This is a genomic window from Dyadobacter arcticus, assembly GCF_011762185.1.
GTDB classification, from domain to species: Bacteria; Bacteroidota; Bacteroidia; order Cytophagales; family Spirosomataceae; genus Dyadobacter; species Dyadobacter arcticus.
In genome coordinates this window covers 856,969-880,751 of the sequence record NZ_JAASQJ010000002.1, presented here as the reverse complement: position 1 = coordinate 880,751, position 23,783 = coordinate 856,969, and the positions used below count along the sequence as shown (strand labels likewise).

Here is a 23,783-nt window from a genome sequence, read left to right as displayed (position 1 = left end):
TATAGCAAAACAACAAAATTTTATTGTCGTATTTTACAAACCGAGTACCATTTACATGCCAAAGATATGCGGTTGTCAAAATTTTAATAATAACGTTGTTTATGTCCAATCACTTCCTTGCTCTCATTTTCGCATTGTTAATAGCAGCGAATGCCAATTCGCAGTCAACGCCTGATTACAAGGCGAGGATGGGGCAGATCATGTGGAATATCCAAAAGAATTTTTACGAGCCGTCCACGGGGTTGTTTTTAGAAACAAATGGAAAGAATGATAAGCCGCATTCGTACCTGTGGCCGTTATGTGCGTTGCTGCAAGCTGCGGATGAAGTGGAGACTGTTTTACCAGGGAAGCAATACGTGAAGCCGGTTTTGGAAGCGATAGGACAATATTACAATACCGATGCGCCCGCGCCCGGTTACCAGGCTTATGTTAAAAAAGAGCAAAAAGATTCCCGGTTTTATGATGATAACCAATGGATTGCAATCGCTTGTCTGGATGCGTACAACCGGACGAAGGATAAATCCTATCTGAAAATTGCCGAGGAGATTTACCAGTTCCAAATGACAGGTTATGACGCAAAAGCAGGCGGCGGAATTTATTGGAAGGAAGATGAAAAGAATACCAAAAATACTTGTTCAAATGGCCCGGGAATCCTGATTGCATTGCAATTGTACAAAATCACGAAGGAAAAGAAATACCACACGACGGCCATCCAATTATACGACTGGACAAAGAAACATTTGAGATCGCCAGAGGGCATCTATTATGATTCGGTCAAAATCCCGGATCTCAAAATTGACTCTGCCAGGTACACTTATAACACGGGAACTATGCTTCAATCGAACGTGCTGCTTTATTCTCTTACAGGGGAAAAACAATATTTGGACGAGGCAATACTGATGGCGGAGGCGTCCAAAAAATATTTTTACAAAAACAGCCGGTTACCTGGCAATTATTGGTTTAATGTGGTATTGCTGAGGGGATTTGAAGAATTGTATAAGGTAGATAGTACCGCCGGAGATTTTCAGATCTTCTTTGATGATGCAGAAAGGATCTGGAAAGAAGAAAAGGATCCGACCGGCTTGTTAGGTAACAAACCAGTCAAATCCTTAATTGATCAGGCAGCTATGCTTGAAATGTACGGAAGATTGGAAGAGTTGAAAGCGGGACGGTGATCTCCGGCTTCCCAATATCAACTACTCCGAATCCTTATAAATTCCAAACTCGCTGATTGCCACACTGACAGGCGATTTGGTAATTCTTAGCCGGATTCTTTGGGAAGTGACCGGTACTTCCAGTTTGATAAGCCGTTTCGCTCCGATGCTGGTCCCTTTGTGGATTTCTTTCCATTCGGTGCCTTGCATTGCATCCACAGCGAATTCTTCAATCCGCTGGCCCAACTTAATGAATTCCTGGATACTGATAATATCGAATACTACAGGCTGACCAAGATCGACACTAACTTCCGGCGTTTTGAAATCGTCGTCGGTGGCCCAATATGTTTCCGGTTTGCCGTCGAGAATATTTTTTGCGCTGTAAATCGAATTATAACCCCTAACATTAATTCCTTTTGCCGACCCGCGGGAAATCAGATTGGTTGCAAAGGTTTGTTTCACATGATCCCCAAAGGATTTTAGAGCAGCCACATCATCTTCATGCAAATGTCCGCGTGTATCGGGCGCCAGCCCAAGATCGAGCGCTGCTCCGCGACCGACACTTTTCAGGTAGAGATCAAAGAGTTTTTCCGGAGTCTTAGGTTTTTCAGTAGGATGGAAAAACCAGCCTTTTCGTAATGGGACATCACATTCGGCAGGTATCCAGAATTTCCCATTTCGGGTACCGCCGGGATTCTCAGTTGCATTGGCCTGACCTGGCACAGCCACGTTCTTACCTTCCGAAGGTTTTGGTGTTATTGTAGCCCAGGAAGTCGCGTTGACGCTTCCATCCTCATTGCCTGCCCAACGCACATCCCAACCAATATCGCTGAAAATGTTAGCCGAGGGCTGCAATTTACGTGTCAGGTTTGTCCAGGTCGAATCCCATTGATAGTAGGTTGTGTTATCGATCGAACGCTTTTCATTTGCACCGCCGTAATAGCCGTCGCCTCCATTCGCACCATCGTGCCAGGACATGAACAGTTCGCCATAATTAGTGTAGAGTTCGCGAAGTTGCTCACGGTAAATGGCAAGGTAATCGGGCGTGCCATATTTAGCATTATTACGATCCCAGGGTGAGCAGTACACGCCAAATTTCAGCCCATGTTTTCTGGCTGCATCGGCTACTTCTTTCACCAAATCCCCTTTTCCGTCACGGAACGGGCTTTTTGAAATGTTATATTCTGTTGTTTTGGTTGGCCAGAGTGCAAACCCGTCGTGATGCTTTGCGACGAGGACTATTCCTTTCAATCCACCAGCTTTGGCAGCTAGTATAATCTGTTCTGCATTAAAATCGCTTGGATTGAATGTCTTAGGATCAGCATCACCAAAACCCCATTCTTTGTTTTCAAAAGTAGTTGGCGTAAAGTGCATGATGCCATATACCTCAGTTTCATGCCATGCAACCTGCCTGGGTGCCGGTGTTACGCCGTAAGGTTTTGGAGGGGTTTGTGCGAATGCATTCAGTGCCGTTAAGAGTATAATTGCGGCCAGAGATTTTGTCATTTTCTATCGTATGTATCAGGTAGTAAGTATCTGGGTGTATTGAAAAGTGAAGATCGGTTTTTTTAAAACAGTTCACTAATTTTTGCTGCGTATGTTGATTTAAATTCCTAATCCCGGATTTCAATGGTTTGACTGAGAGATTCCATAACAGAAATCTTAATTTTAATTGGTATATTTGAAATACTAACGTTCAACTCAAATAAGAAAACATGTTCAATATTGTCGAAAACTATATGGAATTGAAGAAAAACATGAGTGCGTTAATTAATAAATCTGGTTATAAGAATGCTTTTTTGGCGGAGCAGATTGGTATCCCCGCTCCGTCTTTTAGTGTTAAGAAGCAACGTGGCAATTGGACTGAAACCGAAATGAAGCAAATATTGGACATAATTGAAAATGAAAAATTAGAAGACTTCTTTTTCCTCGAACTCATGCGTGCTGAAAAAGATGAACCACGCCATCCGGTCTCTGACCTGAAAAAGGAAATGGGATGGTAGTTGAGTATGCTACAAGATTTAAAAAAGATCTTAAAAATACCCCGAGGGATATTCAAAAAAGAGTTTCTGATGTCATCGATAGGCTTGAAGTGGCACAAAACCTCGAATCTTCGGGTCTAGATTATAAAAAAATGGAAGGTCAGAAAAGCGGTGAAAACTATTTTCGGATCCGTGTCGGGGATTGGCGGATCGGCATTGAATGCATTCACCCAAATATCACGTTGCTGAGGATGTTACACCGCAGCGACAACTACAAATCCTTCCCTCCCAAATCCTAGTCGATCACAAACAAAAACAACCTGATAATTTCAGGAGAAATGACTTTTTGAAGGGACTACAATTCCTTTTCCACCTTTTTCAGTCATGGTATAACTGAATCCTTTTTGGATGGAATACGCACCGATTTCGCCTTGTTTATTTATTGCGATAAAACCGACCTGGAACGTCTTGGCTTTCTCCGGATTGATTTTAATAATGCGTTCTATGGCTTTTTTGCATGCTTCTGCGGGTGAAAGTCCGTTCCGCATCAACTCAACAATAGTATGGGTGCCACAGATACGGATTACTTCCTCGCCCTGTCCCGAGCCTGTTGCTGCGCCAACCTCATTGTCCACGTAAAGTCCTGAACCAATGATCGGGGAGTCGCCAATCCTTCCGCGCATTTTGAAGCCTAACCCACTTGTTGTGCACATACCCGACAAATTGCCCGAAGCATCCATCGCAATGGTACCCATGGTATCATGATTGAAAGTGCCGTCATCAAACCGTTTCGGCGCAAACGGCCCATTGCCTTTTGGATGGGATTGCTGATGTTCGACGTTAATAACTGGTTTATATTCTCCATTCTTCAACCACTCTTTATAAGCTTTGTCCGCGTCGGGAGAAAGTTCGCCAGATTCCAGCTTTATACCGCTTTCCACTGCAAATTGCTGCGCGCCCGCGCCAGCCATAAACACGTGAGGTGTATTTTCCATGAGCTTCCGGGCTAGCGATATCGGGTGCTTAACCTTTTCCACAAAAGCAACTGAACCACAATTGAACTTATCATCCATCAAACATGCGTCCAATGTCACAAATCCGTCGCGATCCGGATTTCCACCCAGGCCAACGCAGCAGTTGATTTCATTTTCCATCGCAATAGCGCCTTGTTCCACAGCATCCAAAGCACTTCCTCCTTTTTCAAGTATCGGCCAGGCGGCTGCATTTGAGATCTGCCCACTATCCCAGGTTGAAACGACCAGAGGCTTTCTAACTGCATTGCTTTTTGCAAACAGCTGATTTACACGGGTAAACGGTAGGGCGAAGGCAGACAAACGTAAGAATGACCGGCGATTGGATTTCATAGGTTCCGATTTGGGAGTAAAAATAGAGAATGGACAGACTTGAAATTTATAGATTTTTTTAAAAAGTCGTAAGGAGCAAATTTAAATTTTTTTCAAATATGGAAATTCGCTTTAATGCTTCGAATGAAAATACAAAATTTTGCCCGGGTGCAATACAAGTGCGTCATATATGGAGATTTTGTATTTTGTTTGCAAACTGTTTAAGCCGACTACATTCAATACACCTCAAATGAATCTTCCGAAAGCCAGCGTTGATGTCGCCATCAATGCTTATGGAAAGCCTTATCAAACCGCGATCACGCTTTTGACCTTATTGAAACATTCAGGGCAATGGATTGACAAAATCTATTTCGTAGAAGAAAAGAAACAGCCTGAACCAGTTGACTTTAAGTTTATTTTTAAGATGATTGGGCAGAATAAAATCATCTATTACCGACCTCTTTTCTGGTTTTGGTACAATAAGGTAAACCGCACATTACAAAAATTCAAGCCCTACCGACGCGCAATCCGATATCAATATGCCTGGGAAAAGACAGATAAAAAATATTTGTTGCTGATACATAATGACTTGTATTTCTCCGGCGATCTTGTTGGTGAATATTTGAAAGGCATTGGAAACCATACGGGCATAGGAAAAATAGGGCAGTGCTGGAATTGTCCGGCTCATTCCGCTGGCTTATGTGACGGGGATAAGTATCTGTACTACAAGCCCGAATATGCGGAAATTATGGAATTATCCGTCAAATATCCAGGCCCTCCCAGAACTCGCTTTTACACTGAGTATATTGACAGAGCCAAACCCTGGCCATTACCGGAATGCAGGCTTAATGAGTACGTGGCGCTAGTCGATATATCAAAGGCCAGACCTGATACAATACCTTATGGTAAGGCGACACCTTTTGGCATTATTAATGTGATTGACGTGGGTGTAGCATGGTTTCATCACCTGAACAACCTCGGACATACTTTCGCAAACTTCGATTATGATCCTTACGCAACGCACAGCTGGGTAAGTTTGAAAAACGCAGGACACGAAGCACTTTTTAATAAGGATTTGTATAAATATGAAGAGGAGGTCGCCTTAAAGGTTTTAATGGATGAATTTGGCTACCGACCTTAGGATAACCTTATATTAATATCACTGATTTTATGGTTCTGGAAATACGGGATCTTCACCAGCAATATGGTGACCAGGAAATTTTAGCGATTCCGTCCTTTCAAATTAATCACGGCGTTTACTGGATCCAGGGTGAAAATGGCGCAGGTAAGTCGACCCTTTTCCGGACATTGTCTGGCATGCTGCCGTATCAGGGAACCGTTTTGCTCGACGACCGCTACAATCTTAAAAAACACCCGGTAGACTATCGACTGCGGCTCAATCTAGGCGAAGCCGAGCCGCTTTATCCTTCCTTTCTAACTCCTTCTGATCTCATTAGTTTTGTTGCCGAGGCAAAACGCGCGCCGAAAGGCCAAAGCGAAATGTTGATTGGTGCTTTCGGTATTAATTATTTAAAAACTCCTTTTGGCAGCTGTTCGAGTGGAATGGTTAAGAAAGTTTCTCTGGCAGTCGCATTTTTAGGTGAACCATCTGTAATCATTCTGGATGAACCGCTGATTACAATTGACCGGGAAGCGCAGGAAGGATTATTAAGTCTGATCAAATCCACTCACTTGGCCGGTGTAACATTCCTGCTTTCGTCGCACCAGCTATTTCAGCAGAACGGATTGTCGGTAACAAAAGGCTTTTTGCTGAAAAACAAGACACTTGTCGAAATCGCCAGGCCATGAAAACATTGATGCTTTCGACCGTATCGGCATTTTTCCGACAGAGGGCTGGAATGTTTTTCGTTTTTCTTGGAATTTTGTTTGGCTTTTTGAGTGGCGCGGAGCACCACGCTTTCGCCGTTTTCTTTCTGACTGGCTCGTATGGAATGGCTTATCTATTCGGGATCTGGTTGGCTTATACCATTTTATGCGCTCAATTTTTAATTCAAACCTGGAAATTACCAACTTATACATTCGTATATAATGCGAGAATTTGGCCTGCGGAGATACGGTTGATTCGTTTTGCGTTACTTGCCCTGGGCTTTTTGCAGCCAATTCTTTTTTATGGAATTTATCTCATCTCAATTTCAGTTCAGGACAAGATACTAAGCAGGCTCTGGCCGGTTATACCATTTTACCTTTTTTTTATATTCAGCATTGCGTTCATCGCTGAATGGAGAGTCCGAAATCCGGTCTTATATGTTGCCAAAACAAACAACTCCTTCTTTAAATCGCCTTTTCCCCGACCGGTTTCATGGCTTTATTGGGCCATTGAATGGATGTTTCGGGAAAAGGGAATCACAATGCTCGCTGGTAAACTGGGTGCAGTCCTGGTTTCGGTGGGGACAATGCTTTATTACAGTACCGACAATTACGATATACGCCTTCCGGCAGTAGGATTGTCTCTCGCTTATATGCTGAACCTGGGAATTTCCTATGAATTTTTCAAATGGGAAAGTCAGGTTTGGTTATGGGGACGGTCAATGCCAGTTTCCAATGCGAGGCGTTTTTTGAGGATATTGGCTTTCCACGCGATTATTATTTTACCAGAAACCCTTGCGGCGATGCGAAATGGACCCCTCAACTTTGTTGAAATCATTCAGCTGTACCTTTTGGGTCTGGCTTTGATCACCTTATCTCATTTATTCTTTTACAGAAAAAACGGGATTCAAGAAGATTCAATGGGAGCTTATTTGTTTGGCTTTATTGGACTTACGCTTTTGATATTATATAAAATCCCGCTTTTAATGATCGCCGGAGCAGCAATCGTCTTTTCGTTTTTTGTTTTTCCAAAATGGTATAAAGTTTGAAACCAGGCCAGTTAAACTAGCCTGGTTTCGTAATGCTATTTTGGGGGCATCGATGGCCTCACTTCAATTTTGCTTGGCAGCGTACGTGCTGGTATTTTGATCAGATCGGCCACAATTTGTCCAATATCTTCCGGCTGAATCTTCCACGCATCTTTTTCAGAAGGTTTGTGATCGCTGAATTCTGTCGCTACCGAGCCGGGCATAATAGTCGTTACTTTGATCCCTGCATTTCTGACATCCATCATCATTGCTTGTGAAAAGCCGACCAAACCAAATTTGCTGGCATTGTAAGCCGAGCCGCCTGGAAAGAAATTGGTGCCTGCTAAACTGGAAATGGTAATGAAGTAACCTTTTGATTCGGTTAATGCACTTAAAGCGGCTTTGGCGCTGAAAAACACGCCGGTCAGGTTGATATCGATCGTTTCCTGCCAAGCTTCGGCTGTTAAGTCCTGAATTGGCGCGAAATGGCCCACACCCGCATTGGCGATGAAATAATCCAGACGGCCCCACCGATCCACAACAGCAGCGACCGCAGCTTCCTGGGATTCAAGATTTCTCACATCGGATTCTATGCCAATCGCATAACCCTTACGGATTTCGTTAAGCGAGGCAGCTGCTTGCGCTGCATTTTCCTTCGAGCGGCTGGTAATGGCGACGTAAATTCCTTCTTTTATCAACACTTCGGCAATCCCGTATCCAATCCCTTTTGAGCCGCCTGTTATCAAAGCGGTTTTGATTAATTCTGACATCCAATGAATGGTTTAGTGAAAAAAACTGTCTGCATGTAACAGTCTCGAAGGTCAGAAGGTTTGAAGAAGTTACTGCCTTGTCCGAAAATTTGCATATCACGTTTGTTTTTCTGTACCGCAACGGCGCGGGCGGCGGTTTCTCTACTTTGTTTTTTGATGGTCTCTGGGCAATATTCTATTTTTGGCGGTTGTAATTCATTCTGACAGATTAAACATCATTTATGAAAATAGTAGAAAATAAGGTGGCGCTCGTAACCGGAGCTTCCAGGGGCATTGGCCGATCCATTGCACTCAGGCTTGCCGAGGAAGGCGCTGATGTTGCGTTTACCTATCTATCCAGTGTTGAAAAAGGAGAGGCATTGGCAAAGGAACTGGAAGCATTTGGGGTGAGAGCAAAAGGCTACCGTTCGGATGCATCCGATTTTGTGGCTGCTGATCAGCTTGTTACCAATGTGATCGCCGATTTTGGCAAACTTGATATTTTGATCAACAATGCGGGTGTTACGCGCGACGGACTGTTGATGCGCATGAGTGAAGAACAATGGGATACTGTCATCAATATCAATCTTAAATCCGTTTTCAATCTGACCAAAGCTGCTACTAAAAGTATGATCCGCGCCAAAAGCGGGTCTATTATCAACATTACTTCGGTAGTTGGGATCCGGGGTAATGCAGGACAATCCAATTACGCCGCTTCAAAGGCCGGTATCATAGGTTTTACCAAATCCATCGCCCTGGAATTGGGTTCCAGAAATATTCGCTCCAATGCAGTTGCCCCCGGGTTTATCGAAACCGAAATGACGGGTGCTGTGGAATCCAAAGCTGTAGACGAATGGAAACAATCCATACCTATGAAAAGGGGCGGGCAACCCGAGGAAGTGGCTGATGCATGCGTTTTTCTGGCCTCAGATCTATCTCGCTACATTACCGGCCAGGTTATTCAGGTGGACGGTGGTATGTTAACCTAGTGTCTTTCTTCGTTTGTAAATAGCTGGCAGTTTCCTTGTATATTGTATCGCTGCCAGCTAGCGATTTCCACACATGCGGTCCGAACTGATCTTTCAAACTCCTTATTGGTTTATTCTTTTCTGCCTGCTTGCGGGAGTTCTTTACGCCTTTTTACTCTATCAGCCTGAACCTTCCTGGGACAAGAGATTAAATTATGTACTGGCCGGATTCAGGGGAATTACGGTTGCAATAATCTGTTTTCTGCTCCTAAGCCCGCTGGTGAGGAAAACCGAAACGTCGGTAGATAAGGCGAAAATTGTATTTGCAATCGATAACTCGGAGTCGGTAGGAACGTATGGAAAAGCGGTTTTAAAACAAATTCAGGATGCCACTGCCGAGCTTACTGAATCGGGTTTTGAAGTGAGTGTCGAAACATTGGAAAAATCAGCAACGAAGTCCTCCATGGATTCCATTCGGTTTGATCAGAACAAGACAGATCTTTCCAGCATGTTGCAGACAATCAAAACCAATTTTGAAGGCAGAAACCTGACAGACGTAATTTTGCTTTCAGACGGGATTGTCAATCAGGGTATCTCTCCAGCCTATAATCGTTTTCCATTTAAAATCAGCACATTGGCAGTCGGTGACTCAGTGCCTGATCTGGACATTCGTATCAAGGATGTGATCAGCAACCGCATCGCGTACCTCGAAAACGAATTCCCAATCAGGGCTGAAATTGTTGCAAATGGACTAACTGGTAAATCGACGACCATATTTTTAAAACAAAACGGACGGGTTATTCAAAGCCAGACTGTGCTCATTGATCGCCCCAATTTTTTTAAGGCTTTTGAATTCAAAGCTTCTTCTGCACAAAAAGGGGTACAACATTATACCTTGGAATTGGGAGGCGTATCAGGCGAAACTTCGAGCCGGAACAACAGGAAAGACGTTTATATCGACATTATTGACGGGAGACAAAAAATATTGCTGATGGCCCTGGCGCCTCACCCGGATATCAAAAGCATTCGCAGCATTGTTGAGACCAATGATAATTATGAGCTGGATATCAATATTCTGTCTATCTCGAATAATCCGCCCGTCAGTACCAAACCCTACGATCTGGTAATTCTGCACCAAATACCAAATGTGCTGGGGTTGGGTAATGCACAGGTTCGCAAATTCATTGAATCAAAAATTCCTCTGTTCTTTATTTTGGGTAACCAATCTGCCGTTCCATTGGCCAGTTCTCTGAACAGATCCTTGTTGATCAATACTTCCAATAATCAGGTAGATAAAGTGACTGCCCGATTTAATCCATCATTTCAGCAGCTCAATTTCGATACGGAAAGCCTGAAACTCCTGGAACGCTTGCCGCCATTGTCGGTGCCATTTGGAGAGTATAACATATCGTCGGGGACTGAGACCATCTTATATCAAAAAGTAGGAACACTCAACACCAATAAGCCGCTGCTCGTGCTGAATACAAATGGTGAGCAGAAAATCGCGGTATTGGCTGGCGAAGGTTTGTGGCAATGGAGACAGGAGGAATTCGCCCAGACCAGCAAGCAGGAAGTGGTTGATAATTTATTTCAAAAGTTAATTCAGGTGTTGTCCGTACGGGAAGATAAGCGCAAGTTTCGTGTTTATCCCGTTCGCAATGAGTTTGAAGCGGGCGAGCAGGTGGTGTTCCAAACGGAGATTTACAATGACATTTATGAACCGATTTTCGGCCAGGAAGTGATTCTGAACCTGACTGACGAAAAAGGCAAGGCCCGTCAGTTTACCTATACCCATACCAAAGAGTCGCCCCGGTTTAATATTAGCGGGCTGTCCCAGGGAGTGTACCGTTATGTTGCCTCGGCTACATTACGTGGCGGGCAGGAGCGAATCAGCGGGCAGTTTGTGATTAGAAATGTTGACCTCGAACTTAATAATACCACCGCCGATTTCGGAATGCTGAGGGAATTGGCAGGCAGGTCCGGGGGAGAATTTGTTGCACCGTCCACATTTGCCAGCTTTATCAGCAAATTGAAAAGTGATCGCCCCGCGGACAGGCTCGATAGCAGTGAAGAAATGGTCGAGCTGATTTATATGAAATGGCTGTTTTTTCTGATTGTATTCCTATTGGGCACAGAATGGGGGTTAAGAAAGTACCATGGCGGATATTAGTAAACCGTTATCGTTTGTTTTTCTGAAACAGCTTGTCATTTGTCTGCTCCTTTGTTATACTAACTCTTCGATTGCCCAATCGGTACTTCATTTGGATTCAGTCGAAAAAGATTCGACAAAGCTTCATCCCAATTACAAGTTATTACGCGGGATTTTCGCAGCACAATCCGCATTGTATGTGGGTAGTGTTTACGGCCTGAGCAAGACATGGTATAAGACCAAGTTAACCCATTTCAGCATGAAAGATGATACGCGCGAATGGCTCCAAATGGACAAAATGGGGCACGTTTACACATCGTATCAAATTGCCCGACATACCGCGGCGCTTTATCAAAAAACAGGCATTTCAAAAAAACAGATGCTGGTTTACGGGGCTATTTCGGGGATCATTTTTCAAACGCCGATCGAGATATTGGATGGGTTTTCACCCGATTATGGTTTCTCGCCGGGAGATATGATTGGTAACATTGCTGGGTCGGTACTTTATCTAAGTCAAGTCGCGCTTTGGGATGAAGTCAGGATACAGCCTAAGTTTTCTTTTCACTACACATCGCTGTCCAAAGTAAGGCCTGAGTTATTGGGCAGCAACCATTACGAAAGCTGGTTAAAGGATTACAATGGACAAACCTATTGGCTTTCTGCCAGCCCGAGATCTTTTTTTAAAGGGAGTAACTGGCCTGCCTGGCTCTGCTTTTCAGTAGGATATGGGATACACAATATGGTTAGTGCTGAAAAAGGCAAAAGCATTGAAATGGGCTACCGGCCTTACCGTCAGTATTATCTTTCCCTCGACATTGACCTTACCAAGATCAAATCACGGAGTAAATTTGTTCGTACCATTGGGTTTCTTGCCAATTCTCTCAAAATCCCTTCGCCTGCATTGCAATTCAGCAGCAAGGGAATTGACTTTAAACCATTGTATTTTTAAGGATTGAAATAAAAAGTTATGAATATAGGAGATAAAGTGAGGCTGGTACATGGACGTGAGGAAGGTATCATTTATGCCTTTTTGCCAGGTAATGTAGTCGAGGTTGAAATTGAGGATGGTTTCAGGATACCGGTCATGCGGAACGAAATTGTAACCATTTCACCAGTTGAATCGCAGCGGATGATGAAAGACCCAGGCGCAAAGAAAGTAGGTGCCCAGGCGGATGTAATCGTGTCGCGGAACCTGCCATTTGCCGAAAAAGGAATTTATCTGGCCTTTGTCGCGGTCAATGATCGATCGCTTACCGTACACATGATCAACAATACGGACTGGACCCTGCCATTTACGGCTGTGGCTGCCAATGAGACGATCAGTACCGGTTTGGCGGCGGGTACGCTTACTGCAAGATCTTCGCAGAAATTGACCGAGATACTGATTAAGGATTTTGAGCATTGGCCGATTTTTGATTTTAAAATACTGTATTACCGAGAGGGGAGTTTTGGTTTACCACCAGCTCTCGCAAAAAGAATTAAATGCCGAGCCCAATCTTTTTATAACAATAAAAAGAAGGCACCGCTATTGGAAAAGGAAGCTTATGTATATCAGCTTGATGAGGAAAATTTAAAGACCGAGGATCCGGTTCAAAATGAAAATTTATCCATCTCATTGAAAAACAGCCTGTTAGGTGGTACAGTAGCTGAACAAAAAATGATTGCAAAGCCTGACCAGGTGATTGACCTACACGTTGAAAAATTAGGAAAAGATACAACGCGGCTTTCCAATGATGGCATTTTGAAAGCGCAGCTGGATACTTTTGAGAGTAATCTTGAAATGGCTATTGCAAACGGCATGGAAGAGATCACCTTCATTCATGGAGCGGGAAGCGGTGTTTTGAAGAACGAATTACATCGTCGCCTGGGAAAGAATCAGCACGTTCATTATTTTAAGGATGCTTTAAAAGAAAAATTCGGATACGGTGCAACGCTCGTCAAAATTAAATAGCCTGCTTGTCAAATGCGCGCACATGCTGATTGCCTGTGTCATTTTGTTGGCCCAATGGCAGTGCCGCCCCAAAAGTACCTCGCCCAAAGCGCCTATGGAAGAATATAAGTACTCTGAGACGGAAATTCAAAATGAAAAGCATATTTCCGTTCTGAATATTCCGGTGGAAATTCCGGTTTCAGAAATTGAAAACCAGATTAACGCGAAAATAAAGGGGTTGATCTACGAGGACAACAGCTATGAGGATGATGACAATGATAATCTCAAAGCGAAAGTCTGGAAAATCAGCCCTATCCGTATTGTCGCCATCGATTCCTCCTTTCTATTTGAAGTTCCCCTGAAGATCTGGGTGAGTGCGGGGTACAAGATAAGCCCTTTGGGCATTACGATGTCCGGATATAAGGACACGGAATTTTCTATAAAGATCCGGCTCATTTCAAAAATTGGTATTTCCCCTAATTGGCAGATCAAATCTGAAACATACGTTGATAGTTACGACTGGATCACCGATCCGAGTGTGAAGGTCGCGGGTATCAGCATTCCCATTAAAAGTATGGCCAGCCGGCTTTTAAATAAGAATTTCGAAAAGATCACAGAAGCGATTGACCAGGAAGTGGCAAATAATCTTGAACTCAAAAAGAATGCGGAACTCGCCTGGAATATTGCCCGTCAGCCTGTGATGCTGGCGAAGGAATATGATACATGGCTTACCATTGTTCCTAACTCGGTAGTAATGACGCCGCTGCTGGCAAAGAATAATGTCCTTCGTTCGGTGATAGGCATTAAAGGTTACACGCAGACCATTACATCGGCTACTAAACCAGCAGTTACGGGAATTCAGAAATTGCCTGACCTGCAAATTGTGGACAAAGTTTCAGAGGATTTTAAGATCGGTTTGATTAGTCTTGTTTCTTATGAAGATGCCGCCAGACTTGCGACGGCCAAATTTGCGGGCGAAAAATTCTCTTTTTTGGGCGGGCAATACAATGTTGAAGTGACGTCGGTAGAAATGTATGGTCAAAACGACCGGCTGGTTATCAAGGCAGGTTTAAAAGGAAATATCAATGGGGATATCTATCTGAAAGGTACCCCTTTTTACGATCCTGTAACTCAGCAACTATCCTTAAAAGGACTTGATTATGACCTGTATACAAAAAGTACAATCGTCCGTACGGCGGGCTGGCTTTTGCAGGGACAGTTCAGCAGAATGATGGAAAAGAAAATGGTTTTCCCGGTGGGTGAACAAATAACGGAGGCAAAAAAGACGATTCAGAAAGCACTGGCAAATTATAAAATTACCGAGGGGGTCACTCTCAAAGGAACCCTGTCAGACATCGTTCCCGACAAAGTTTATTTAACTCCAAAACACCTTTATTCTGTTGTATTTGCGAATGGTAAGGTTAATTTAAGGGTGGATGGATTGAAGGGAATTTGAAACAAAATTTGCATAATAATCAGTGCAATTACTATAAATTTTTACTTTTTATAGTATATTGACTGCTGTTGAAAGAAAGTATTTCTTAGCTTTGTGCACAGAGGAAAGGATTAAGCTGTCCTACCGCCGCGGGTTAAACCGGGGAGGAAAGTCCGGGCAGCATAGAGTACCGTACTTCCTAACGGGAAGGCAATAAATTGGTGACGATTTGTTGACAGCAAGTGCCACAGAAATGATACCGCCTTGGCATGTTTTTTATATATCGAGGTAAGGGTGAAATGGTGGAGTAAGAGCCCACCGCTCATTGGGTAACCTACGAGGCAGGGTAAACCTTACGGGCTGAAAGATCAAATAGGTGTTAATTTGTGGGATTACTCGTCCCCGTTCTATTGAGCATTAACACGGGTAGATCGTTAGAGATTCCGGGTGACCGGAGTCCTGGATAAATGGTAGGATTCTTATCAGTTGTTGATTAGAAAACAGAACCCGGCTTACTGGCTTGTCCCTTTTTCTGATTTTAAGTTAATTATTTAATGCTATATTGAATCACATAACGCGTGTTTCCCATGAATAAAAAGAACCTTTACGTTGCTTTGATTTGTTTCTCCCTGCTAAGTTTTAATACGTTTGCTCAGAATAGAACGTATGACGGACCCAACAAAATGAACACCTGGTCCATCACAGGTTATGGAGGGATTACAAAATTCTTCGGTGATATTAAAGAATACGATTTTAAACGTGGCAGCAACGAAAAACTCACAGGTGGCTGGGGGCTTTCTATCAATAAGCAGCTATCACCTCTATTTGGAGTTCAGTTTACCGGATTGAACGGCCAACTTCAAGGATCTAAGCCAAATCATTTTAGTACGCTTAGTGGTGAAACCTACAGCGTCTTTTTCAACAGCCCATCTTTTGTACAACTTACCATAGACGGAACACTTAATTTGAATCGCCTTCTTTTCGGGTATAAAAAATTGAGAAGATGGAAGGTTGACGCACATTTAGGTGGGGGAGTGATTTATTACCACACAGATCTTACCGCAATTAATACCAATACTGCCAGTCAGTGGTTTGGTACGGAATGGGATGTTTCAACTAATACGGATGGTAGCTCTACCACCGCGGGTAAATGGGAACGCAACGGAACCACTTACACAAGGGAATGGGTAGTACCAGCAGGTCTTGCAATCCATTACGAACTTACGCCACGTTTTGACCTTGGACTTGATTTCACATACAATTATGTGAATACTGAGAAAATGGATGCAACAGTGAGCGACGTAAGTGATTATCGTACCCAACAAGGTATCTGGACTTTCGTCAAAGGTGAATCCAAAAATGACGGTTGGGGAATGGCCTCCATCGCTTTGACCTACAAGCTCGGTAAAAATGCTGTCATGGCTAAAAAGGGTAAGTATGATGCAGGTAGTGGACGCTATCATTTACGTTGGGCTAATCCTCAATCATTAATCCCAATTCCATACAATCCAACTATGGAAGATGCAGACTCAATTGCAAAGGCAAATATGCCGAAGCCAGTTGATCCACGTCTTTACACTGACTCTGATGGTGACGGTGTTGCAGATCTTTTCGACAAAGAGCCTAATACACCGCTTGGTAGCATAGTTTCTGGTGGTGGGGTCGCATTGGATCTTGATAAAATTATCAGGGATGCAATTAAGAACAACTTGCCGAAAGATGAATGCGAGGCTTTGTTTAGCAACATTGAATTCGATACAGACAAGGCAATTATTCGCAATCCGTCAAAGGAAACTTTAAGTAAAGTAGTTGAATTGCTTAATATGCGCACTAACTGCCGTATCGTTCTGGTGGGTCATACCGATGCACGTGCCTCGGACAGTTACAACGTTGGCTTATCACGCCGCAGGGTGGATGCAGCCAAAAGATTCCTGATCCGCGCTGGTCTTACTGATCCAAGCCGTATCATTGCTGAATACTACGGCGAGTACCGCCCGATTGCAGAAAATACAACAGTCGAGGGGCTGCAATCTAACCGTCGTGTTGAGATTAAAGTACTTCCAAACAATACAATTCGCTCTACTTATCCTGCCGGATTCCGGAGATAATAGTTTGACTTAAAGGCAAATGACAGGGAGGGTAAGTAATTACCCTCCCTTTTTTTATACCTGGTTAACAAGTAAAAAATAAATTTTAAGTACATTTGCACCCTGTTTAATCAAGGGACGAGTTCCCAACAAAAATTCTACAATGGCAGTTAAAATAAGGTTAGCGCGTCGCGGACGCAAAAAGAAGGCGATTTACGATATCGTAGTCGCAGATGCCAGAGCACCACGTGATGGTCGCTTCATCGAAAAATTGGGTATCTACAACCCAGGTACGAACCCAGCTTCTATTGTTCTTGAAGCTGATAAAGCAGTTGATTGGCTTCTTAAAGGAGCACAGCCAACAGATACAGCCCGCTCTATCTTGCAACATGAAGGTGTTATGTTAAAAAAACATTTACAAGTTGGTGTTATTAAAGGGGCTATTACGCAAGATGTAGCTGATGCTCGTTTTGATGATTGGAAGGGTTCAAAAGAAGGTCGTAAAGCAACTGCTGCCGACTCTCTAACTTTGCAAAGAGATGCTGATAAACAAGCTAAACTTGATGCGGAACGTAAGAAGAATCAGGATCGTGCGGATGCAATTGCGAAAAAGAATACGCCGCCCGCAGTGGAAGTAGTTGAAACGGAGGAAACGGAAGTTTCGGAAGAAGTAATCGACGAAACTGAAAGAGAAGTTGCTGCTGAACCAGAAGTTGCCGCAACAGAAGTTGCCGCAACAGAAGTTGCCGCAACGGAAGTTGCTGCAATGGAAGTTGCTGTTGAACCAGAAGCTGTTGCTGCTGAACCAGAAGTTGCCACTGAGCCAGAAGTTACTGCCGAAGTAGAACCAGAAGTTGTAGCTGAACCAGAAGTTACCGCCGGAGAAGAACCAGAAGTTGCTTCCGCTACGGAGGTTGCAGAACCAGAAGCTGCTGTAGAATCAGAAGTTGCTGCTGAACCAGAAGTAATAGCCGCTACGGAAGAAGCAACAGCAGTGGAAGAAGCACCAGCCACGCCTACCGCAGCAACGCCTGCATCGGACGCACCAGCTGAAAAGTCTGCTGAGTAACTGAAATAATAATTGAATATTTATGGGTCTGTCGGTTGTTCCGTACAGACTCATACTTTTTTATATCATACTCATTTTTTATAACAGTGACACACGATAATTGCTTTTTACTGGGATACATTGTCAGGACACACGGAACTGCTGGGAATGTCGTCATCTATCTGGATGTTGATTACCCGGACGATTACGACGGTCTCGAATCAGTTTATCTGGATATAAAGGGTGAATTGGTCCCTTACTTCATTGAAGACATCAATCTGCAAAAGCAGAGCAATGCAATTGTGCGTTTTGAAGACGTAACCAGTATTGAAAAAGCGCAGGCATTGGTGGGAAATTCATTATACCTGCCACTGGAAGATCTTGGAGAATTGGAAGAGGATGAATTTTACTACCACGAAATCAAGGGTTACACGGTTGTTGACCAAAATAAGGGAGAGTTGGGTGTGGTAAGGGGAGTTTATTCACTCAACGGGCAGGATCTGGTTGCAATGGAGTATGCTGGTCATGAGGTTTTGATCCCGACCGCAGTTGATATTGTTTTGAAAGCAGATAAGGAAAATAAGATATTATTTGTAAATCTGCCGGAGGGGCTGCTTGAAGTGTATCTCAGCAGCGATACCGACTCGGAAAACGTACCTGATGATGCGGATTGATATATTGACTTGCGTCCCCAATCTGCTGGATAGCTTTTTTGCCCATTCAATTTTGAAGCGTGCGCAGCAAGGCGGATTTGTCGAAATCCTTGTTCATGATATCAGGGATTACGCTACCAATAAACATCGCACGATCGACGATTATGCTTTTGGAGGTGGTGCAGGAATGGTTCTTCAGATCGAGCCGATTGCACATTGCATTATGTCACTTCAAAGTGAGAGGAATTATGATGAAATCATTTATCTCACACCTGACGGAGAACTGATGCAGCAGAAAATGGTAAATCAATTATCATTAAAAGGGAATATCATAATGCTCTGCGGTCATTACAAGGGAGTTGACCAAAGGGTTAGGGACCTTTTCATTACAAAAGAGATAAGTATCGGGGATTATGTCCTTTCGGGCGGAGAATTGGCGGCCGCGGTTTTGTCAGATGCCATTATCAGACTTTTACCCGGGGTTCTTAATGATGAAACTTCTGCATTAACCGATTCTTTTCAAGATAATTTGCTAGCTCCTCCTGTTTACACAAGGCCAGCCGACTACGAAGGCAATAAAGTTCCGGAAATCTTGATGTCCGGTCATGAGGCAAAAATTGAAGAATGGCGTTATGAACAGTCGCTTAAAAGAACCAGGGAACGCAGACCTGATCTTTTGAAATCTTAAAAGTCCAGGCTGCAATTAATCCATTCATTGTCAAAGTTGGTCCCGTATTTCCTGTAGAAACCAACTGCCGACGTGTTCCAATCCAAAACCTGCCACAGCATTCCTGTGCATCCGGTTGTCTTCGCCGCAGCAACCGTCGCATCAAAAAGGATCTTGCCAATCCCGTTACCACGCATTGCTTCGGTAACAATAATATCCTCCATATAAAGTCTTTTTCCTCTCCAGGTGGAATAGCGAAAATAATACAGGGAAAGTCCGATAATTTTTGAATCTGATTCGGCGACAAAGAAATTATACAATTTTTCATTGTAATCGCGGGTCATTTTTTCGACGTTATTGGTGACCTGGTTCAATGCTCTTTCGTAAACCGCAAGTTCTTTTACCAATTCAAAAATGGCAGGAATATCCTCAATCGTACCTTGTCGTGTGGAGATCGTCATTTGTAGTATTTTATCTTTAAAACCTCTATCTAAGGAAAATATACTAACTCCTACTGATAGTTTACATAGTTTTCCCACTTTTCTACAATGGCCTGAAAATTTTCTGGAAGGTCCGTATCAAACTGTATCCATTGCTTTGTAGTAGGGTGAATAAAGCCCAGGGATTTTGCATGCAAAGCCTGCCCGGGTAACAAGCTGAAACAATATTCGACCATTGCCTTATACTGCCCGCTGGAAATGCTCCGCAGGATTTTATCTCCTCCATAGGTCGTGTCATTAAAAATAGGATGGCCAATATACTTCATATGTGCGCGTATCTGGTGCGTGCGGCCTGTTTCTAGGTTACACCTGATGAGTGAGACATATCGCATGGATTTGATCACTTCGTAATGCGTGATAGCGTATTTACCCAGACTTTCATCCGGAAATACATCCATCACACGCCGGTCTTTTGCGCTTCGCCCAACATTGCCGGTAATTGTTCCTTTTGCTTCTTTTGGTTCACCCCATATGAGCGCCTGATAAGTCCGTTCAATGGTGTGGTCGGAGAATTGTTTGGCAAGAAACGACATTGCAAATTCTGTCTTTGCGATCACAAGAAGACCGGAAGTGTCCTTATCGATCCGGTGGACAAGCCCAGGTCGTCCTTCGCCATTTCTCCCGGTAGGCAGCTGTTGAAAATGATAAACCAATGCATTAATCAGCGTTCCGGTCCAGTTCCCAAACGCAGGGTGTACGACCATTCCCACGGGTTTATTGACAATGAGCAGGGCATTGTCTTCGTAAATAATGTTTAAAGGAATGTTCTCCGGACTGATTTCGGTATCACGGGGAGGCTGGGGCAGCGAAAGCGTGATAATGTCAAAAGGTTTTACTTTGTAGCTGGCCTTTGACGAAAAGCCATTGACTTTTACAGCTTCTGCCTCAATTCCGTTTTGTATTTTTGTCCGGGAAGCATTAGCGACGTGCAAGTTAAGGTATTTGTCAAGCCTGATCAGGCCTTGCCCTTTATCAGCGACAATGCGGTAATGTTCAAATAAATCATCTTCTTCGGACGCAATTTCGGTGAAATCTTCGGACATTTCAATTCTGGATATACTCAACAAAATTATTAAAATTGATGGATTTACTCGGCCCTTCGATTCCTACTTCATTACAAGAGATATCAAATGAAATTCTGAGAGCGGCGAAGATCAGGTTATATGTCAAAAGGGATGATCTCATTCATCCAGTCGTTTCGGGAAACAAATGGCGGAAATTAAAATACAACCTGCTCGAAGCCAGAGCAACAAACCAGAAAGCGATTTTGACATTCGGAGGCGCTAAGTCCAATCACTTGTATGCGACGTCCGCCGCGGGCAAAGCAATGGGTTTCGAAACAATAGGCATTATCAGGGGAGAAGAATATGAATTCAAGGAAACGGATACCTTAAAATTCTGCAAGGAACAGAACATGCAGCTTCATTTTGTTTCGCGGGAGGAATATAAAAGCCGGAATTCTATTGCTTACTTATACGGGCTTGTTCAAAAATTCAACTATCCATTTATTATACCAGAAGGCGGGACATCAAGTTCAGGCATGAAGGGCGTGAGCGAAATGGTGGAGGAAGTAGGTCAGCAGCTGGGAAGTCAGCCCGATTTTTATGCTGTTGCTGCCGGGACTGGTGGTACTGCCGCAGGTATAATGTCTGCCGGCTCCGATGTACTGGCTTTTTCTGCATTGAAAGGCGGGGAGTTTTTGGAAGAAGATATCCATGATCTGCTCATCCACCAGAAAGAAAAAGGCCGGTTGACATTATTCACAGAGTACCATTTTGGCGGATATGCAAAGTGGAATTCTGAATTAATGGATTTTATAAACCGTTTCAACAGCGATTTTGATATCCAATTAGAGCAGGTCTATACAGCAAAAATGTTTTACGGTCTTTTTGATCTGATCCAAAAGGGTTATTTCCTCAAAAATACCACCATTGTTGCGGTACATACCGGAGGTTTACAAGGGTTGATTTAAGACATCGAAGGTACTCCTTCGCTACTCTCAGCGGTTTTATTGCTAACAAATTCTTTAATCAAATCTCTATCTCCCGCAATCCAAAGCACATCCTGGTTTTCGATGATCATCGAAGAATCCGGATTGAGAATACGTTCTCCATTGCGCTCCAAACCAACAATCATCCCATGCGTTCTCTCGCGAATCTGACTGTTCCTGATGGTCTTTCCGCGAATGTTATATTCATTCCTAACCTCAATGCGTTCGAGGACAATGCTGTCTTCATGCGCTATGTATGCGTCTCCATTGGTACTGATTTCCACATGTCCGCGAAAAACATCCAATTGGTCGTCAGTGCCGATTACTTCTATTCGGTCGCAGGGATATAGCAGCTCGGTCGGGCGGGGTAAATGAATGGTCTTGCTGCCTCTTTCAATTAATACGACGTTAATGCCAAAACGCTCTCTTATTTTCAGTTCCTGTAAGGTTTTACCAATCAAATGAGAATCGGCACTTACTTCAAGAAATGCAAAATGAGCGTCCCACGGGAGTAATATCTTTTTTGATTTACCACTTCCTTCCAATTGCCGTGCATTAAGATTTTGCAAAAAGCGGTACTCTATCTTACTGTAAAACAATTGCAGTCTTCTGTAAAATATTGCAAAACCAAAAATCATGATACAGGCAGCAACGCTAAGTGCAGTTGGCGTTGCGAAAAATGAATTTAATAAAAAGCCGGTCAGAATAATGGCAATCAACACTCTGGATAACTCCAAAAGCAGCAGTGGTCCACGGCTGTATTTTCTGCTAAGCCAAATCGCGGAATATGCTTTGCGATTGGATCGTTTGAAAACCAGAGCCCAGAGAAAAGGTGAAATGAGCAGAAAAGTGATGCCAAATAAGACGGAATTGGTAATAAACGTCTCGGGAATGCGGGTATGCAGCGCATCAGCAAGCTGACGGGAAGCAGCCAGGATTACTCCGATTACAACCACGGAGTTCAATACCACCGTTTGTGCATAGGATTTCAGGATTTCATTCCAATGTGTTGTTTGCGAGATGTTCGTGGTGCTGGTGCTATATCGGTTAAGATACAGCCGCCACTTTTCAGGTAACCGCTTTTCAAGCCAATTATAAAAAGGTTCTGACGCCCTCATCATATAAGGTGTTGTGAATGTGGTGATTACGGAAACACCCACGGCAATTGGATAAAGGAAGTCGCTGGTCACCTTGAGGGTAAGTCCCAGGGTCGCAATAATGAAAGAAAACTCGCCAATCTGCGACAAGCTCATGCCCGATTGCATCGCTTTTTTCAACGGCTGCCCGGAAATAACCGCACCCAATGTTACAAACATGGTTTTTCCTACAATCACAACAAATACAAGGATGGCGGTTGGGACGGCATATTGAAGAAGCAAGCTCGGATTGATCAGCATTCCAACGGAAATGAAGAATACCGCTCCAAACAAGTCTTTCAATGGCTTTAATAAATGTTCAATCTTCTCAGCATGTGTGGTTTCCGCAAGAATAGAACCCATGATAAATGCACCCAATGCTGCTGAAAAGCCAGCTTTGGTTACCAGGAAGACCATTCCGAAACATAGGGCAACTGAAGTGATGAGAACACTTTCATCATTCATAAGTTTCCGGTAACGTCGCAGCAGTGTCGGGAAAACGGAAATGCCACCTAAGAACCAGATAGTCAGGAAGAAAAACAATTTTGCAATGGATTGTAACAATTCATAACCCGCAAATTGCCGGCTGATCGAAAGGGTCGACAATAAAACCATCAGTAGCACAGCTGTCAGATCCTCGATGACCAGAATCCCCAATACAACTCGCGTAAATTTTTGTGTTTTGATACCCAGCTCCTCAAAAGCCCGAAAAATGATTGTAGTAGATGAGATTGAGATGATACCGCCCAGGAAAAGGCTATCTATTTTACTCCAACCCAGTAACTGGCCGGTTATGAAGCCGGTGATCAACATTAAAAACACTTCAAAAAGCCCCGTAATGGCAGCCGTATTGCCAACTTTGACCAATTTTTTGAAACTAAATTCTAAACCAAGATTAAATAGCAGAAAGATCACCCCAATCTCAGCCCAGATTTCAATCGTTTTAATATCTGTGATGGTAGGGAACAGGTGAAAGTTAGGTCCGACAAGTAATCCGGCCAGAATGTAACCGAGCACAATGGGTTGTTTCAATTTCTTGAAAATGAGGGTAATAATACCCGCCATTGTGAGGATTAAAGAGAGGTCAACAATTAATTGCGGAACGTGCGTCATGAAGGGTCATCGTTGATCGATCAA

22 protein-coding genes and 1 other RNA gene are annotated in these 23,783 nt (G+C 43.5%); 17 read left to right on the top strand and 6 right to left on the bottom strand.

What is annotated here, in order from left to right; translation table 11 throughout:
- Positions 1–101: 101 nt before the first annotated feature.
- Entirely contained in the window at positions 102–1,175 is a 1,074-nt protein-coding gene (locus FHS68_RS11525; RefSeq protein WP_167270101.1) for a glycoside hydrolase family 76 protein, read from the top strand.
- Between the two features lie 21 nt (positions 1,176–1,196).
- Here the strand turns inward: FHS68_RS11525 and FHS68_RS11520 are convergent, their stop codons facing one another.
- Complete coding sequence (locus FHS68_RS11520; RefSeq protein ID WP_167270099.1) at positions 1,197–2,660, bottom strand: alpha-L-fucosidase; 1,464 nt, start codon at positions 2,658–2,660, stop codon at positions 1,197–1,199.
- Positions 2,661–2,869: 209 nt separating this feature from the next.
- On the opposite strand from FHS68_RS11520, the gene FHS68_RS11515 reads away from it, so the two are divergent.
- Entirely contained in the window at positions 2,870–3,157 is a 288-nt protein-coding gene (locus tag FHS68_RS11515) for a hypothetical protein (protein WP_167270097.1), read from the top strand.
- The gene (locus FHS68_RS11510) at positions 3,151–3,435 is read left to right on the top strand and encodes a type II toxin-antitoxin system RelE family toxin (protein WP_167270095.1); all 285 of its coding nucleotides are present in this window, start codon (positions 3,151–3,153) and stop codon (positions 3,433–3,435) included. Before FHS68_RS11515 ends, FHS68_RS11510 begins: the two co-directional genes overlap by 7 nt.
- A gap of 30 nt (positions 3,436–3,465) precedes the next feature.
- Here the strand turns inward: FHS68_RS11510 and FHS68_RS11505 are convergent, their stop codons facing one another.
- Positions 3,466–4,500, bottom strand: a complete 1,035-nt coding sequence (locus FHS68_RS11505) for an isoaspartyl peptidase/L-asparaginase family protein (RefSeq protein ID WP_167270093.1) — start codon at positions 4,498–4,500, stop codon at positions 3,466–3,468.
- Positions 4,501–4,729: 229 nt separating this feature from the next.
- On the opposite strand from FHS68_RS11505, the gene FHS68_RS11500 reads away from it, so the two are divergent.
- The 3 genes from FHS68_RS11500 to FHS68_RS11490 are packed head-to-tail and all read left to right on the top strand — an operon-like array spanning position 4,730 to position 7,355.
- Entirely contained in the window at positions 4,730–5,620 is an 891-nt protein-coding gene (locus FHS68_RS11500; RefSeq protein ID WP_167270091.1) for a hypothetical protein, read from the top strand.
- Positions 5,621–5,649: 29 nt separating this feature from the next.
- Positions 5,650–6,288 (top strand): ABC transporter ATP-binding protein, encoded by a 639-nt coding sequence (locus FHS68_RS11495; protein ID WP_167270089.1) that lies wholly within the window; start codon positions 5,650–5,652, stop codon positions 6,286–6,288.
- Positions 6,285–7,355 carry a hypothetical protein gene (locus tag FHS68_RS11490; RefSeq protein WP_167270087.1) on the top strand — a complete coding sequence of 357 codons (1,071 nt, stop codon included), beginning with the start codon at positions 6,285–6,287 and terminating at the stop codon, positions 7,353–7,355. Before FHS68_RS11495 ends, FHS68_RS11490 begins: the two co-directional genes overlap by 4 nt.
- A 35-nt stretch (positions 7,356–7,390) precedes the next feature.
- Here the strand turns inward: FHS68_RS11490 and FHS68_RS11485 are convergent, their stop codons facing one another.
- Positions 7,391–8,104, bottom strand: coding sequence for an SDR family oxidoreductase (locus FHS68_RS11485; protein WP_167270085.1), 714 nt, complete (start codon positions 8,102–8,104; stop codon positions 7,391–7,393).
- A 221-nt stretch (positions 8,105–8,325) separates the two neighbouring features.
- Between FHS68_RS11485 and fabG the strand changes: the two genes are divergently transcribed.
- The 10 genes from fabG (at position 8,326) to trmD (ending at position 19,041) form a co-directional block, all read left to right on the top strand.
- Entirely contained in the window at positions 8,326–9,072 is a 747-nt protein-coding gene (fabG, locus tag FHS68_RS11480; protein WP_167270083.1) for a 3-oxoacyl-[acyl-carrier-protein] reductase, read from the top strand.
- A 73-nt stretch (positions 9,073–9,145) separates the two neighbouring features.
- On the top strand, positions 9,146–11,221 hold the full coding sequence (locus FHS68_RS11475; RefSeq protein ID WP_167270081.1) for a VWA domain-containing protein: 2,076 nt from the start codon (positions 9,146–9,148) through the stop codon (positions 11,219–11,221).
- Positions 11,208–12,149, top strand: coding sequence for a DUF2279 domain-containing protein (locus FHS68_RS11470; protein WP_167270079.1), 942 nt, complete (start codon positions 11,208–11,210; stop codon positions 12,147–12,149). Before FHS68_RS11475 ends, FHS68_RS11470 begins: the two co-directional genes overlap by 14 nt.
- Positions 12,150–12,167: 18 nt before the next feature.
- Positions 12,168–13,151 (top strand): Smr/MutS family protein, encoded by a 984-nt coding sequence (locus tag FHS68_RS11465; RefSeq protein ID WP_167270077.1) that lies wholly within the window; start codon positions 12,168–12,170, stop codon positions 13,149–13,151.
- A gap of 22 nt (positions 13,152–13,173) precedes the next feature.
- Positions 13,174–14,586: a DUF4403 family protein gene (locus FHS68_RS11460; RefSeq protein ID WP_229211856.1), complete on the top strand. Its 1,413-nt coding sequence runs from the start codon at positions 13,174–13,176 to the stop codon at positions 14,584–14,586.
- A 107-nt stretch (positions 14,587–14,693) separates the two neighbouring features.
- An RNA gene (rnpB, locus tag FHS68_RS11455) (RNase P RNA component class A) lies at positions 14,694–15,096 on the top strand.
- 56 nt (positions 15,097–15,152) lie between these two features.
- Positions 15,153–16,673 (top strand): OmpA family protein, encoded by a 1,521-nt coding sequence (locus FHS68_RS11450; RefSeq protein WP_167270075.1) that lies wholly within the window; start codon positions 15,153–15,155, stop codon positions 16,671–16,673.
- Between the two features lie 142 nt (positions 16,674–16,815).
- Positions 16,816–17,721 carry a 30S ribosomal protein S16 gene (locus FHS68_RS26410; RefSeq protein ID WP_229211855.1) on the top strand — a complete coding sequence of 302 codons (906 nt, stop codon included), beginning with the start codon at positions 16,816–16,818 and terminating at the stop codon, positions 17,719–17,721.
- Positions 17,722–17,807: 86 nt separating this feature from the next.
- Positions 17,808–18,374, top strand: a complete 567-nt coding sequence (gene rimM, locus FHS68_RS11440; protein WP_167270073.1) for a ribosome maturation factor RimM — start codon at positions 17,808–17,810, stop codon at positions 18,372–18,374.
- Complete coding sequence (gene trmD / locus FHS68_RS11435; protein WP_167270918.1) at positions 18,364–19,041, top strand: tRNA (guanosine(37)-N1)-methyltransferase TrmD; 678 nt, start codon at positions 18,364–18,366, stop codon at positions 19,039–19,041. Before rimM ends, trmD begins: the two co-directional genes overlap by 11 nt.
- On the opposite strand, the gene FHS68_RS11430 is transcribed toward trmD, so the two are convergent.
- Both FHS68_RS11430 and FHS68_RS11425 read right to left on the bottom strand, forming a co-directional pair.
- Entirely contained in the window at positions 19,038–19,481 is a 444-nt protein-coding gene (locus FHS68_RS11430) for a GNAT family N-acetyltransferase (protein ID WP_167270071.1), read from the bottom strand. The genes trmD and FHS68_RS11430 overlap by 4 nt on opposite strands.
- A 50-nt stretch (positions 19,482–19,531) precedes the next feature.
- The gene (locus FHS68_RS11425) at positions 19,532–20,563 is read right to left on the bottom strand and encodes an RluA family pseudouridine synthase (protein WP_167270069.1); all 1,032 of its coding nucleotides are present in this window, start codon (positions 20,561–20,563) and stop codon (positions 19,532–19,534) included.
- A 38-nt stretch (positions 20,564–20,601) separates the two neighbouring features.
- Between FHS68_RS11425 and FHS68_RS11420 the strand changes: the two genes are divergently transcribed.
- Positions 20,602–21,492, top strand: coding sequence for a 1-aminocyclopropane-1-carboxylate deaminase/D-cysteine desulfhydrase (locus FHS68_RS11420; protein WP_167270067.1), 891 nt, complete (start codon positions 20,602–20,604; stop codon positions 21,490–21,492).
- On the opposite strand, the gene FHS68_RS11415 is transcribed toward FHS68_RS11420, so the two are convergent.
- On the bottom strand, positions 21,489–23,759 hold the full coding sequence (locus tag FHS68_RS11415; protein WP_167270066.1) for a monovalent cation:proton antiporter family protein: 2,271 nt from the start codon (positions 23,757–23,759) through the stop codon (positions 21,489–21,491). The genes FHS68_RS11420 and FHS68_RS11415 overlap by 4 nt on opposite strands.
- Positions 23,760–23,783: the final 24 nt, after the last annotated feature.